The organism is Haloplanus salinarum, assembly GCF_024498175.1.
Taxonomy (GTDB): Archaea; Halobacteriota; Halobacteria; order Halobacteriales; family Haloferacaceae; genus Haloplanus; species Haloplanus salinarum.
Window position 1 is genome coordinate 2,681,486 of the sequence record NZ_CP101823.1, and the last position, 13,553, is coordinate 2,695,038.

Below are 13,553 nucleotides of genomic sequence, written 5' to 3' on the forward strand. Positions count from 1 at the left end.
TACGGGGACGAATGGGGCTGTTCGAACTCATCGCGGCGGTCGAAGCGGAGGAAAAGACGCTGACGGTGTTCAACCCGGAAGCGGGCGTAGCGACCGCGCTCCGCGAACACTTCGCCGACCGCAACCTCACCATCGAACGGACCGAGAGCGACGCGGGGCCCCACAACTACGCGGTGTTGAGCCGCGACGACGACTTCCTCGCCGCCATCGACGTGAGCGACGTCCTCGGGACGACGGGCGGTGTCACCCCGGAGTTCTCCCGGGAGACCTACGAGACGGTCCTCGACGAACTCGACGAGACGCTGTTTACCTCCTACGACACCGAGCGGATGGTGGCGGCCTCGAAGGAGATCGAGGACCGCGCCTGGCGTGGCGCGAGCGGCGAACTCCACGCCGGGTTCCAGACCTGCGCCCGATTCGCCTCGCAGGCCGACGTGTACACACACCTGGCCGAGCGGGGTGACCTCTCGATCCACGTCTACGCACATCCCGAGGGCCGCGAGGACGTAGGCGACGTCGGGGGGGCGAACCTCCATCTCTCGACGGCGACGGAGATCCACGACTCGTGGTTCGTCGCCTACGACGGCGGCGGCGTCGACGCCACGAAGTGTGCGCTCCTGGCCGAGGAACGGCTCCCGGGCTCGTTCTACGGCTTCTGGGCGTACGATCCGGAGACCGTCGACGCGATCATCGACCACCTCCGGGCCACCTACGTGGCTCCCGAAGCCGACGGCACCGCGCCCGACGGCGGGTGCGGCGGGACCTGAGGCCGACCGATCGACGGTCCCGGAAGCGGCGGGCTCCCGCCGCCGGGAGAAACACGATATCGTACGCCATGGCCGGTAAGTCGGCCGACGAACCGAAAACGCGGACGGTCGCCGCGGAAGGTTACGGGTCGAGGGAGTGGTCGTCCCGTCCGCCGTCGGCGAGCGCACGGTTCAGGTACGGGTCGTCCAGTGGGCGGTAGTCGATCCGCGAGGCGAGACGCGACAGTTCGGCTTCGAAGGCGCTGTAGATGGGATCGGCTTGGAGAACCGACTGCGACTCCGATTCGAGCAGGGCCACCCGCTTCGAGAGCTTCTCGACGTACCGGTCGACCGTCTCGGGGAGCGACTCGCGACGGAACAACGACTCGACCATGTCCCCGAACTCGTCGCGGGACACCGGCTTGGTGAGGTAGGCGTCGATGTCGAGGTCGACGATATCGACGTCCGGCGTCGCCGCCGTCACGAACGCGACCCGCGGACCCGCAGGGTCGTCACGGAGGGCGTCGAGCACCTCGTCGCCGGACACGCGGGGCATATGTCGGTCGAGGACCGCCACGTCGACGTCGCCCTCGTCGCAGTGGGCGAGCGCCGCCGCGCCGCAGCCCGCGCGGACGACCTCCGCGTCGATGTCGCCGAGCCACGTCGCATAGAGGTCCAACAGCGCGGGTTCGTCGTCAGCGATCAGCACGCACGGCGCGTCGGTCATCGGTTGCCCCCGGCGTTGCCGTTGCCGCCCGAGCCGCCCGAGCCGCCCGAGCCACCCGAACCGCCCGAGCCACCCGAGTCGCCCGAACCACCCGAGCCACCCGAACCGCCCGAGCCACCCGAACCGCCCGAACCGCCCGAGCCACCCGAGTCGCCCGAACCACCCGAGCCGCCCGAGCCGCCACCGGCACTGTCACCATCGTCGGATCCGCCCGAACCGCCACCGGCACTGTCACCATCGTCGGATCCGCCCGAACCGCCCGAGTTCCCGTTGCCACCGGCACTGTCATCGTCGTCGGAGCCGCCGGCATCACCGGAGCTGTCGTCGTCCGAGCCGTCCGAGTCGTCCGAGCTGTCCGAGTTGCCCGAACGGCCGTCACCGTTTCCCGAGTCGTCCGAGTTGCCCGAACGGCCGTCACCGTTTCCCGAGTCGTCCGAGTTGCCCGAACGGCCGTCACCGTTTCCCGAGTCGTCCTCCCGGCCGTTGCCGTTCCCGGCCTCGTCCGGGGGACCGGAGTCATCGTCGTTGCCCGCCTCGTCGGGAGAGCCTGCACCGTTGCCGTTGCCCTCGTCGTCTTCGTCGTCCTCGTCGTCCTCGTCGTCCTCGTCGTCCTCGTCGTCTTCGTCGTCCTCGTCGTCACCCTGTGCGGGCTCCGGCAACTCGCCCGGGCCGCGCTCGGGACCGACCCCCCGACCGGGGTTCTCGCCGGCGATGTCGCGGGCCATCTCGGCGACCTCCGGACCCTGCATTTCGTCGGCGTCCTCCCGCAGTCGGTCGAGTTCGGTCCGCTCCACGCCGGAGGATTCGAGCGCTTCGTCGGGAAGCTCGTTCGACACCTCGGAGTTCGCCTCGATCCGGGTCTGGAGCGAGCGCACCTGGGCACTGATCACGGCCATCCGGGAACGGAACTCACCGGTCGAAATCTCCCCGGATCGGTGCCGCTCGCGGAGGCGATCCTGGCGTTCGCGAAGGTCGGCGAGTCGGTCGCGGATCCGGTTGACGTCCGACGCGACCACCGCCGCCTTCGAGTCGTTGGATTCGGCTCGCGCGACGCGGGTCGCCAGCGACCGTTCGCCGATCTCTCCCTCGATTTCGGCGCCCTGAACGCCGATGACGCCGGCGAGTCGCTCCCCCGGCGCGACGGACGCGTTGTCGGTCCCCGCGGCTCCGCCGGTCGTCGTTTCGTTGTCGGTCCCCGCGTCGGTCGTCTGTGGCGACACCTCGTCGGTCGCCGTGTCGGGGGCTGCGGGCGAATCGGGCGCCCCCAGCGCCGACGCCGGCGCCGCCACCGCGCCGACGACGGCGACGAGGGCGAGTGCGAACACGACGACGTTCGGAACGTCCCTGCTCATCTTGTCCTTCGCTACGTGACTAGGGTGGATAAACTACGACGAACCTGAAGCACCGTTAACTCGGATTAAACCGTGTTTAGGTCGAGCCTGAACGGCGTCACGTCCCCCGGGGGATCCGTAGATCACTCCTCGTCCGGAAGTTTCAGGACGTTCTCGCGGCCGAGGCGGAAGCCTTCGAGCGATCCGTCGTCCCGCAGGTCGCGGACGATCTGGCTCGTCCGGGCCTCGGTCCAGTCGAACGCCTCGACGATTTCCTGTTGTTTGACCCGGCCACCCTGCTCTCTGACGAACTGGAGGACGCGCTCCTCGTTGCTCAGGAGGTCCTCCCGCTCCGACTCGGGGGCGGCTCCGGCGGCTCCGGCGGCGGCTCCGACGGCGTCGCTCCCATCGGCGGCGTCGACGTCAACCGCGGGGCCGGACGCACCGTCACGGAGCCGGTCGCGGTAGCGCCACGCGACCCCGCCGACGAGCGCGACCAACAGCCCGAGACCGAGCAAGGGGAGGGAGCCGGGGCCGCCGTCCGGCGCGGCGGTCGACGGGCCGCCGTCGCCGCCCGCCCCGTCGCCGCCCGCGGCGGTCGGGGTGGCCGTGGCGGCCGCCGATGTCTCCGGAGCGGGTTCGAGGACGATGATCGGCTCCCCGGAGACGAAGCTCGTCTCGGCGCCGCGCCAGACGACGGCGTTGGTCCGCCGCTCGTCGGGCTCCGGCGTCACCCGGGCGGTGGTGTACTCCGCGGGCCACTCCACGACGAGGCGGGTCCGCTCGTCCAGGAAGAGCCCCTCGATGGCGTCCCCGACCCGGAGGGTGTCGCCATCCACGGCGGCGAAGCCGTCCCACTGGAAGGTGTAGGCGACGACGCCGTACTGCGGAGGGGTCCGCGTCTCGGCGCTCACCGCGAAGCCGCTCGCGTTCATCTCGCGACCGGTCGAGTTCTCGGCCGCGGACACCGTCGAACGCATCCGCGACGCGAACCGGTCGGAGTAGTTCGCGGGGTTCGCCCGGATGTCCTCCTGGAGCGACTCGAAGGCGGCGGTCGTGTTCTCGTCGTCGAGGCGGGTCCAGTACTGGACGGTCCAGGTCGCGGAGCCGTTCGGCGCGACCCCGACGATCAGTCGGACCGAATCGGTGTCGACTCCCTGCTGGAAGGTCGGCCCCGGAGCCATCTGGGCCGGCGGCGTCGACCGTTCCGTGGACGCGAGTACACCGATCCCCGGAACGGCCGCGACGACGAGCAGCGCGACGGCGACGACGGTAATGACCCGACCGGACGAGCGCTCCCACATCTGCGTGTGCCTGCGTTTCCCCCGGGCATAGATAGGTCTTGTCGCTTCGGTCGAGAGCCACGGCGTCCATCATCGATAAATATCAGCTCGTAATAGTCGACACCATGGCACCGACACTCGGTACGGAGCCGCTTCGGGAGCATCCGGCGAGCACGCACGGAGGGAACCGATGACGCGCCGTCGCGCGCCCGTCTCGTCGCCGGTCGCGCTCACCGTCGCCGGGAGCGACTCGGGCGGCGGCGCGGGCATCCAGGCGGACCTGAAAACCATGGAGGCCCACGGCGTCTTCGCCACCTCGGTCGTCACCGCGGTGACGGCCCAGAACACCCTCGGCGTCGAGCGCTCGCACGTCCTGCCCGTCGCGGAGATCGACGCCCAGTACGACGCCGTCGCCACGGACTTCGACCTCGGGGCGGTGAAGACGGGGATGCTGGCGACCGAACCGGTGATCGACCTGGTGGCCGAGCGGGTGGCCGACGCCGACGCGCCGGCGGTCGTCGACCCGGTGATGGTCGCCGCGAGCGGCGACCGCCTGCTCGATCCGGACGCCGAGGCGGCCTACGAGTCGCTGATCGGCGAGGCGACACTCGTCACGCCGAACGCCGACGAGGCGGCGGTGCTGACGGGCGTCGAGCCGACGGATCGCGAGCGCGTCCGCGAGGCCGGCGAGGAACTGGTGTCGATGGGCGCCGACGCGGCGCTCGTGAAAGGCGGGCACGTCGGCGACGGCGGGACGGTGACGGACACGCTCGTCAGCACGCTCCCGGACGGGGAGCCGACGGTTCGGCGGTTCGAACACCCGCGGATCGACACCGACGCCACCCACGGCTCGGGCTGTACGCTGTCGAGTGCGGTCGCCGCGCACCTCGCCCACGGCGAGACGCTCGGCTACGCCGTCGAGGCGGCGACGGCGTTCATGGAGCGAGCGGTCCGGTACGGCCTCGACGTGGGCGAGGGACCGGGATCGGTCCACCACCTCGCCGCGCTCCGCGAGGCGGCCGACCGCCACCGGACGATGACGGACGTGGCGGAAGTCGTCGAGGCCTTCGTCGATCGGGACGTCTCGCGGCTCGTCCCGGAAGTGGGCATGAACGTCGTTGGGGCTACGGAGTACGCCGAGCGGGTCGGCGAGACGGCCGCCGTCGAGGGGCGGATCACGCGCACGCTCTCGGGCGCCGCGCCGAACCGCGGCGTCAGGCTCGGCGCGTCGAGTCACGTCGCCCGGTTCCTGCTGGCGGCCCGCGAGTTCGACCCCGATCTCCGCTTTGCCGTCAACTGCCGGTTCGACGACGAAATCGAGGCGGCGACGGGCGAGCTGGACGGGCCGGTGACTGAGTACGACCGCGACGCCGAACCCGCGGACGCGAGCGGGACGATGGGCTGGGGCGCCCGGCGGGCGTTCGGCACCGTCGACGCCGACGAACCGACACCGGTCGCCGTCCTCGACCGGGGTGCCGTCGGCAAGGAGGCCATCGTGAAGGTCGTCGCCGAGACGCCCGAACGGCTGGGCGAGCGCGTGTTCACGCTGCTGGACGCCGTCGACGCGTAGCGCCCCGGACCCACAGCGTTTTACACGACGACGGCCCGGGTGGGAGTATGACCGCCGATGGTATCGTCGGGGAGTTCCTCGCCCTGAAGGCGGAGACCGACGCCGACCTGCTGGCGATGCAGTGTGGCGACTTCTACGAGTTCTTCGCGGAGGACGCGGAGTTCGTCGGGGACGAACTCGACCTGAAAGTCTCGGAGAAGTCCTCGCACGGCTCGACGTATCCGATGGCGGGAGTGCCGGTCGACGACCTCACGCCCTACCTGAAGGCGCTCGTCGAGCGTGGCTACCGCGTCGCCGTCGCCGACCAGTACGAGACCGATGACGGCCACGCCCGCGAGATAACGCGGGTCGTCACCCCCGGAACGCTGCTGGAGACGACGGATCCCACCGCCCGGTTCCTGGCGGCCGTCGTCGCCGTCGACGGCCGCTACGGGCTCGCGCTCGCTGACGTGACGACGGGCGAGTTCCTCGTGACGACGACGGACGCGGCCGCGGAGGTGCGTGCCGAACTCCACCGGTTCGACCCCGCGGAGGTGTTGCCGGGGCCGACCGTCCGCGACGACGACTCCCTCCCGAACGGGGTGGGGACCGACGCCCCGGTGATCGAGTACGACGACGCGGCGTTCGCCCCGGGGCGGGCCGACCGGCGACTGCGCGAGCACTTCGGGGAGGGCGTCCTCGACAGCGTCGGCCTGACGGATCGGGCGGGCGTCGCCGCCGCGGGCGCCGTCCTCGCGTACGTCGACGAGACGGGGGTGGGCGTCCTCGACGCGCTGACGCGGCTGGGAACCTACGACACCGGCGACCACCTCGACCTGGACGCGACGACACAGCGCAACCTCGAACTCACGGAGACGATGCACGGGGAGCGCGAGGGGTCGCTCCTGGCGACGGTCGATCACACGGTCACGAGCGCCGGCGGGCGTCGCCTCCGGGAGTGGCTCACCCGGCCCCGGCGCGACCGGGACGTGATCGACAGACGGCTCGACAGCGTGGCGGCGTTCGCCGAGGCGGCGCTCGCCCGTGACCGGGTTCGGGAGGTGCTGGACGACGCCTACGACCTCGAACGCCTGGCGGCGCGGGCGACGAGCGGGAGCGCGGACGCGACGGACCTGCTCTCGATCCGGGACACCCTCGATACCCTCCCCGCGCTCGCCGACGCAGTCGCGGACTCCCGGCTCGCGGAGTCGCCGCTGCCGGGGATCGTCGATCGCCCGGATCGGGAGACTGCGGCGTCGCTCCGGGCGGAACTCGACGCCGCGCTCGCGCCCGACCCGCCGGGGACGGTCACCGAGGGCGGCCTCTTTCGCCGCGGCTACGACGACGAACTCGACGACCTGATCGACCGGTACGAGGAGGCCCGAGGATGGCTCGACGGTCTCGCCGACCGCGAGAAGGCCCGGACCGGGATCACCCACCTGCAGGTCGACCGCAACAAGACCGACGGCTACTACATCCAGGTGGGGAACTCGGAAACCGACGCCGTCCCCGAGGAGTATCGGGAGATCAAGACGCTGAAGAACTCGAAGCGGTACACCACCGACGAGTTGGCCGAGCGGGAACGCGAGGTGTTGCGACTGGAGGAGGCCCGCGGCGACCTGGAGTACGAACTCTTCGGCGAACTCCGCGACCGGGTGGCGGGCCACGCCGAACTCCTGCAGGACGTGGGGCGGATGCTGGCGACGGTGGACGCCCTCGCCTCGCTCGCGACCCACGCGGCGAGCCAGGACTGGACGCGCCCCGAGGTGGTCGAACCCGGGCCGCTCGTCGTCGAGGCCGGCCGCCACCCGGTCGTCGAGACGACGACCGACTTCGTCCCCAACGACCTCCACCTCGATTCGGACCGCGGGTTCCTGCTCGTCACCGGGCCGAACATGAGCGGCAAGTCGACGTACATGCGCCAGGCGGCGCTGATCGTCCTGCTGGCGCAGGCGGGGAGTTTCGTCCCCGCGCGGACCGCGACGGTGGGCGTCGTCGACGGCATCTACACCCGCGTCGGCGCCCTCGACGAACTCGCGGGCGGCCGGTCGACCTTCATGGTCGAGATGGAGGAGTTGAGCAACATCCTCCACTCGGCGACCGAGGAGTCGCTGGTCGTCCTCGACGAGGTGGGCCGCGGGACGGCGACCTACGACGGCATCTCCATCGCGTGGGCGACGACGGAGTATATCCACAACGAGGTGGGCTGTAAGTGCCTCTTCGCCACCCACTACCACGAACTGACGGCGCTCGCCGACCACCTCCCGCGGGTCGAGAACGTCCACGTCGCCGTCGCGGGCGACGACGACGAGGACGGCGACATCACGTTCCTCCGGACGGTCGAGGAGGGGCCGACCGACCGGAGCTACGGCGTCCACGTCGCGGAACTGGCGGGCGTGCCCGCTCCGGTCGTCGACCGATCCCGGGACGTGCTCGACCGCCTGCGCGAGGACCGGGCCATCGAGGCCCGCGGGGCCGGGACGGGCGACGGGGGGACCACGCAGGCCGTCTTCGACCTCGGATCCGGCGACTTCCGGACCGACGGGACGGCGGCGGCGGACGACGCGGCGACGCTCGATCCGACCACTGAGACGGTCCTCGCGGAACTGCGGGAGACGAGCGTCGCGGAGACGTCGCCGGTCGACCTCATGACGCGGGTCCGCGAGTGGCAGGACCGACTCGACGACGGCGACTGACGGGGCGGAACGGACGCCCGGCGGTGACGGCCGCCACGGGCCACTGCCCAGCCAGTTGTGACGGATTCTAGACGGCCTTTGGATTCATCTACGACGCACCTTGAAAAATCTACTTTCGATCCCCGGTCGGCGTGTCGGACGTGATGTCGAACCACGCGTCACGACGACGATTCCTCGCGGTCGCGGGAAGCACGACCATCGCGGCGCTCGCCGGGTGTAGCGGCGGCGACGGCGGTGGCGGGAGCACGGAAACCGAATCCATGGACGGCGAAACGACCGAGTCCATGGACGGCGAGACGACCGAGTCCGCGTCCGATCCCATGGACGGAGGGACGACGGAGACCGATTCGATGGACGAGGGGATGGAGTCGGTCACCGTCACCGTCCGGGTGGCGAACGTCGCCCCGACGGACGTCTACGGCGCGGAGACGCCGACGGGCGGGGCCGTCTGGCTCACGCCGGGGGTCTTCGCGGTCCACACGGGCGAGAACCCCGTCTTCACCCCAGGCGAACCGGCGTCGGTCGGCCTCGAAGCGCTGGCCGAGGCCGGGCCACCGACCGGCTTCGAGGGCGAGACCGGTCTCCTGGGCGAACTCCGGGAGCGAACGGGGAGCATGGGCGTCGTCGCCGCGGGGGCGTACACGCCGGACGACACCGTCGCGGACCCGAACGACCCCACCGGCGAGGTGCCCGGCGCGCCGCCGGTCGCACCCGGCGGTGCCTTCGAGTTCGACGTCGAGGCCCGGCCCGGACGCCGGCTCTCCCTGGCGAGCATGTTCGTGCCGTCGAACGACGTGTTCGTCGCGCCGGGAGCGTCGGGTATCGCGCTGTGGCCCGCCGACGGCACCCCGGTCGAGGGCGACGTGACCGCCGCCATCGACCTCTGGGACGCGGGGACCGAACCCAACGGCCCCCCGGGAGAGGGACCGGACCAGGCGCCCGCACAGGAGCGCCCGACGCAGGGCGCGGACGAGGACGGCGTCGTGCGCCGTCTCAGCGACGTAGACGACGGCCACGAGTACCCCGCGGCGAGCGAGGTGGTGCGCGTGACGCTCACGCCACACGGAGCGATGGACGACGGGGCGTAGCGCCGTCGCTTCGGTCGCCGGACGGGGCGGTTCGGACTCGGAGGCGAGTGCCAGTTGAGACATCTATTTCAGTCGGGGCGATGACATGGGAGGTATGGCGTCAGTCATCGTCGTCGGCGGCGGTCCCGCCGGCCTGAGTGCGGCACTGTTCACGGCGAAGAACGGCCTCGACACGACGGTGTTCGACACCGACGAGACCTGGATGCACAAGGCCCACCTGTTCAACTACCCCGGGATCGGTTCCATCGGTGGATCGGAGTTCATGGGCGTCGCGCGACAGCAGGCCGACGACTTCGGCGTCGACCGGCAGCAGGGCGCGGAAGTGACCGACGTCGAGGACGGCGACGGGGGCTTCACCGTGACGGCCGACGGGGAGGAACACGAGGCGGACTACCTCGTTCTGGCGACGGGAGCCGACCGGAGCCTCGCCGGGGACCTCGGCTGTGCGACGGACGACGACGGCGTGATCGAGGTCGGGGTGGAGATGGAGACGAGCGTCGCCGACGCCTACGCGACGGGCGCGATGGTCCGGGCCGAGGAGTGGCAGGCGGTCATCGCGGCGGGCGACGGCGCGGCGGCGGGGCTGAACATCCTGAGCAAGGAGAAGGGCGAACATTACCACGACTTCGACGTGCCCGCGGACGCGACGGAGACGTTCGGCGCGATGGCCGACGACGAGGCCTGATACGGATTATTGTAACTGTGTCCCGGTGGTTCGCCGGACTGTCCTGGCGAACCACCGGCAACGACGTACAGTGAACAGTGTGAGTCGGGGCGGAGCCGAACGTACAAACCATCGGCGCCCCTACGAACGTCCATGTCCTCACTCGCGGACGAGCCGTGTGAAGCCTGCACCAGCGACGACGAACCCCTGACGAGCGAGGAGTACGAGTCGTATCTGGACGACCTCCGGACGGACGTGTGGGAGGTCGTCGACGACCACCACCTACACGCCCACTACGAGTTCGAGGACTTCAGGGACGCCCTGGAGTTCACCTACGAGATCGGTGAACTCGCCGAGGAGGAGTGGCACCACCCCGACCTCGCGCTCGCGTGGGGCGAAGTCGAGGTGGAGATGTGGACCCACAAGATCGACGGCCTCCACAAGACGGACTTCGTGATGGCCGCACGGATGGACCGTATCTACGAGGGATACGAGCCCGCGGAGTGATACCAAGCCCTTATGGGTCCCACGCCACTGGATCGAGCATGACGATTTCTACCGGCGATTCGGTCACCATCGCGTACACCGGCCGTCTCGACGACGGGACGGTCTTCGACACCACCGACGAATCGGTCGCCGAGGAGGCCGGCCTCCTCGACGAGCAGCCCGACCGCGAGTTCGAACCGCTCACCGTCGAGGTCGGGGAGGGCAACCTCATCGAGGGGATGGAGCAGGGACTGCTCGGCCTCGAAGCGGGCGACTCCGAGACCATCACGGTCCCGCCGGAGGAGGCCTACGGCGAGGCCGACGGCGACAGCGTCCGCGAGTTCGAACCCGCGCAGTTCGAGGAGATGGTGGGCCAAGAGCCCGCCGAAGGACTCCAGGTTCGCGCACAGGGCGGCGCGGTCGGCACCGTCGTCGACGTGAGCGCCGACACCGTCAGCGTGGACTTCGAACATCCGCTGGCCGGCGAGACGCTGACCTTCGAGATCGACGTCCTCGACGTCGAATAGCGGCGTCGAACCGCCACGGGCGGCACCGTGGCGTTGATGATCCTTCCTCCCGAGCTATCGAGCGTGAGCGAGACGCCGACCATCCACGCACTGGACGACGCGACGGTCCGACGCATCGCCGCCGGCGAGGTGGTCGAGCGTCCGGCGAGCGTCGTGAAGGAACTGCTCGAGAACAGTCTCGACGCCGACGCCTCGCGCGTGACCGTCGCCGTCGAGGGCGGGGGCGTCGAGGGGATCCGCGTCCGCGACGACGGGGTCGGCATGACCGCCGCGGACTTGGAGCGGGCGGTCGAGGAGCACACGACCAGCAAGATCACGGGGGGCGACGACCTCGACCAAGTGGGCACGCTGGGGTTCCGCGGTGAGGCGCTCCACACCATCGGCGCGGTGTCGCGGCTGACGATCCGGTCGCGCCCCCGGTCGGGCGGGCGCGGGCACGAACTCACCGTCGAGGGCGGGACGGCCGGCGAGGTCACCCCCTCGGGCTGTCCGCCGGGAACGGTCGTCGAGGTCGCGGACCTGTTCTACAACACGCCGGCCCGGCGGAAGTTCCTCAAGACCGAGACGACGGAGTTCGACCACGTCAACCGCGTGGTGACCCAGTACGCCCTCGCCAACCCCGACGTGGCGACGACGCTCGAACACGACGGCCGCGAGGTGTTCGCCACCGAGGGTGCGGGCGACCTCGAATCGACCGTCCTCGCGGTCTACGGCCGCGAGGTGGCGTCGTCGATGATCGAGGTCGACGGGGGGCGACCGGAACCCGGCGCCGACCCGTCGGGCCCCGTCGAATCGGTGTCGGGGCTCGTGAGCCACCCCGAGACGACGCGGGCGGGCCGGGAGTACCTCTCGACGTTCGTCAACGGCCGCTACGTCACCGCGGGGACGCTCCGCGAGGCCGTCCTCGACGCCTACGGCGGCCAACTGGCGACCGACCGCTACCCCTTCGCCGTCCTCTTCGTCGAGGTGCCGCCCGACGCCGTTGACGTGAACGTCCACCCCCGCAAGATGGAGGTGCGGTTCGACGACGAGGCGGCCGTCCGCGAGGCGGTGACGGCGGCCGTCCGCGAGGCGCTGCTTGAGGAGGGGCTGGTCCGGACGGCGGCCCCGCGTGGGCGCTCGGCGCCCGCGGAGACCGAAATCGACCCGTCGTCGCCGGATCGGGAGGTGGCCGGGGGGGAGGCGGCCCCCGATTCCGATTCCGATTCCGATTCCGATTCCGATTCCGATTCCGATTCCGATTCCGATTCCGATTCCGATTCCGATTCCGATTCCGATTCCGATTCCGATTCCGATTCCGATTCCGATTCCGATTCCGATTCCGATTCCGATTCCGATTCCGATTCCCACGCCGGTGCCGGCTCGGACTCCGACGACGGATCCGACCGGGACACGAGCCCGACGCCCGACCGCGACGCGGGGACCGCCGCCGTCCCGACGGGGACCGAACCGGCGGACGAGCGCGGGTCCGACGACGTGGGGAGCGACACCCGCTCGGACGGGACGACCCGAGCGTCGACCCTCGACGAGGCGACGGCGGACGGCGCGGTCGGGACCGGCGGGAGCGAGGAGGTGACGCCGGAACCCGTCGGTGACGACGGTGTCGAGGGAACGGCCAGCGACCCCGCCGAGCCGGCGGCCGACCGCGACGCGGACGCCGACGGCCCGTGGCACGCCGGCGGGATCCGTCCGCCGAGCGAGCAGCGGACGCTCGACGGCGACCGGGCGGCGCCGGACCGCGACTTCGAGCGCCTGCCCGCAATGTGCGTCCTCGGACAGTACGACGACACGTACCTGGTCGCGGAGACGGCCGACGGCCTGGCCCTGATCGACCAGCACGCGGCCGACGAGCGGGTGAACTACGAGCGGCTTCGGGCACAGTTCGACGGCGACACGACCACCCAGGTGTTGGCGGAGCCGGTCGAAATCGAACTGACCGCCCGCGAAGCGGCGGTGTTCGACACCTACGAAGACGCCGTCGCTCAGTTGGGATTCCACGCCGACCGCGTCGACGACCGAACCGTCCGGGTGACGACCGTGCCCACCGTCGTCGCCGACTCGGTCGGCCCGACGCTGATCCGCGACGTTCTGACCAACTTCGTCGACGACGAGCGGGATGCCGAAGGGACGATCGACGAAGTGGCCGACGACCTGCTGGCGGATATGGCGTGTCACCCGTCGATCACGGGCAACACGTCGCTGACGGAGGGGTCGGTGTTCGACCTCCTGTCGGCGCTCGACGACTGTGACAACCCGTGGGCGTGCCCGCACGGCCGGCCGGTGGTGATCTCGTTCGACCACGACGAGATCAGCGACCGGTTCGAGCGGGACTACCCGGGACACGACTGATCACGGGAAGGTTCGGCAGTTGAGCAGTCACCGCGACATCGGTCCCCAGGATCGTCGTAGAAGGGATCGAGCCGCGAAGCGAGTGAGTTTCGCCGCCGGATCGGACG

11 protein-coding genes are annotated in these 13,553 nt (G+C 70.6%); 8 read left to right on the forward strand and 3 right to left on the reverse strand.

Going from position 1 to position 13,553, the window contains the following annotated elements; all coding sequences use genetic code 11:
* Window positions 1-11 precede the first annotated feature (11 nt).
* Window positions 12-767, forward strand: coding sequence for a DICT sensory domain-containing protein (locus NO364_RS14030; protein WP_157690274.1), 756 nt, complete (start codon window positions 12-14; stop codon window positions 765-767).
* A gap of 121 nt (window positions 768-888) precedes the next feature.
* Here NO364_RS14030 and NO364_RS14035 read toward each other — a convergent pair whose 3' ends face one another.
* The 3 genes from NO364_RS14035 to NO364_RS14045 all read right to left on the reverse strand — a co-directional run bounded on the left by NO364_RS14035 (window position 889) and on the right by NO364_RS14045 (window position 4,108).
* Window positions 889-1,473 (reverse strand): response regulator transcription factor, encoded by a 585-nt coding sequence (locus NO364_RS14035; RefSeq protein WP_257627845.1) that lies wholly within the window; start codon window positions 1,471-1,473, stop codon window positions 889-891.
* Window positions 1,470-2,825 carry a DUF7096 domain-containing protein gene (locus NO364_RS14040; RefSeq protein ID WP_257627846.1) on the reverse strand — a complete coding sequence of 452 codons (1,356 nt, stop codon included), beginning with the start codon at window positions 2,823-2,825 and terminating at the stop codon, window positions 1,470-1,472. The genes NO364_RS14035 and NO364_RS14040 overlap by 4 nt, the downstream gene beginning before the upstream one ends.
* A gap of 122 nt (window positions 2,826-2,947) precedes the next feature.
* Window positions 2,948-4,108 (reverse strand): helix-turn-helix transcriptional regulator, encoded by a 1,161-nt coding sequence (locus NO364_RS14045; RefSeq protein ID WP_257627847.1) that lies wholly within the window; start codon window positions 4,106-4,108, stop codon window positions 2,948-2,950.
* 169 nt (window positions 4,109-4,277) lie between these two features.
* Between NO364_RS14045 and thiD the strand changes: the two genes are divergently transcribed.
* The 7 genes from thiD to mutL all read left to right on the forward strand — a co-directional run bounded on the left by thiD (window position 4,278) and on the right by mutL (window position 13,446).
* Complete coding sequence (thiD, locus tag NO364_RS14050; protein ID WP_257627848.1) at window positions 4,278-5,657, forward strand: bifunctional hydroxymethylpyrimidine kinase/phosphomethylpyrimidine kinase; 1,380 nt, start codon at window positions 4,278-4,280, stop codon at window positions 5,655-5,657.
* 47 nt (window positions 5,658-5,704) lie between these two features.
* Window positions 5,705-8,332 carry a DNA mismatch repair protein MutS gene (mutS, locus tag NO364_RS14055; protein WP_157690269.1) on the forward strand — a complete coding sequence of 876 codons (2,628 nt, stop codon included), beginning with the start codon at window positions 5,705-5,707 and terminating at the stop codon, window positions 8,330-8,332.
* Between the two features lie 143 nt (window positions 8,333-8,475).
* Entirely contained in the window at window positions 8,476-9,420 is a 945-nt protein-coding gene (locus tag NO364_RS14060) for a spondin domain-containing protein (protein WP_257627849.1), read from the forward strand.
* A gap of 94 nt (window positions 9,421-9,514) precedes the next feature.
* Window positions 9,515-10,105 carry an NAD(P)/FAD-dependent oxidoreductase gene (locus NO364_RS14065; protein WP_257627850.1) on the forward strand — a complete coding sequence of 197 codons (591 nt, stop codon included), beginning with the start codon at window positions 9,515-9,517 and terminating at the stop codon, window positions 10,103-10,105.
* A gap of 132 nt (window positions 10,106-10,237) precedes the next feature.
* Window positions 10,238-10,591: a 4a-hydroxytetrahydrobiopterin dehydratase gene (locus NO364_RS14070; protein WP_257627851.1), complete on the forward strand. Its 354-nt coding sequence runs from the start codon at window positions 10,238-10,240 to the stop codon at window positions 10,589-10,591.
* Between the two features lie 38 nt (window positions 10,592-10,629).
* Entirely contained in the window at window positions 10,630-11,097 is a 468-nt protein-coding gene (locus NO364_RS14075) for an FKBP-type peptidyl-prolyl cis-trans isomerase (protein WP_257627852.1), read from the forward strand.
* Between the two features lie 36 nt (window positions 11,098-11,133).
* Window positions 11,134-13,446, forward strand: coding sequence for a DNA mismatch repair endonuclease MutL (gene mutL / locus NO364_RS14080; protein ID WP_420191802.1), 2,313 nt, complete (start codon window positions 11,134-11,136; stop codon window positions 13,444-13,446).
* The last annotated feature ends 107 nt before the right edge of the window (window positions 13,447-13,553 follow it).

Bases quoted from the DNA above. Each gene is read 5' to 3' on its own strand.
- NO364_RS14045 (WP_257627847.1), bottom strand. From the start codon at position 4,108: ATGTGGGAGCGCTCGTCCGGTCGGGTCATTACCGTCGTCGCCGTCGCG.
- NO364_RS14040 (WP_257627846.1), bottom strand. From the start codon at position 2,825: ATGAGCAGGGACGTTCCGAACGTCGTCGTGTTCGCACTCGCCCTCGTC.
- thiD (WP_257627848.1), top strand. From the start codon at position 4,278: ATGACGCGCCGTCGCGCGCCCGTCTCGTCGCCGGTCGCGCTCACCGTC.
- mutS (WP_157690269.1), top strand. From the start codon at position 5,705: ATGACCGCCGATGGTATCGTCGGGGAGTTCCTCGCCCTGAAGGCGGAG.
- NO364_RS14070 (WP_257627851.1), top strand. From the start codon at position 10,238: ATGTCCTCACTCGCGGACGAGCCGTGTGAAGCCTGCACCAGCGACGAC.
- mutL (WP_420191802.1), top strand. From the start codon at position 11,134: ATGATCCTTCCTCCCGAGCTATCGAGCGTGAGCGAGACGCCGACCATC.
- NO364_RS14065 (WP_257627850.1), top strand. From the start codon at position 9,515: ATGGCGTCAGTCATCGTCGTCGGCGGCGGTCCCGCCGGCCTGAGTGCG.
- NO364_RS14075 (WP_257627852.1), top strand. From the start codon at position 10,630: ATGACGATTTCTACCGGCGATTCGGTCACCATCGCGTACACCGGCCGT.
- NO364_RS14030 (WP_157690274.1), top strand. From the start codon at position 12: ATGGGGCTGTTCGAACTCATCGCGGCGGTCGAAGCGGAGGAAAAGACG.
- NO364_RS14060 (WP_257627849.1), top strand. From the start codon at position 8,476: ATGTCGAACCACGCGTCACGACGACGATTCCTCGCGGTCGCGGGAAGC.
- NO364_RS14035 (WP_257627845.1), bottom strand. From the start codon at position 1,473: ATGACCGACGCGCCGTGCGTGCTGATCGCTGACGACGAACCCGCGCTG.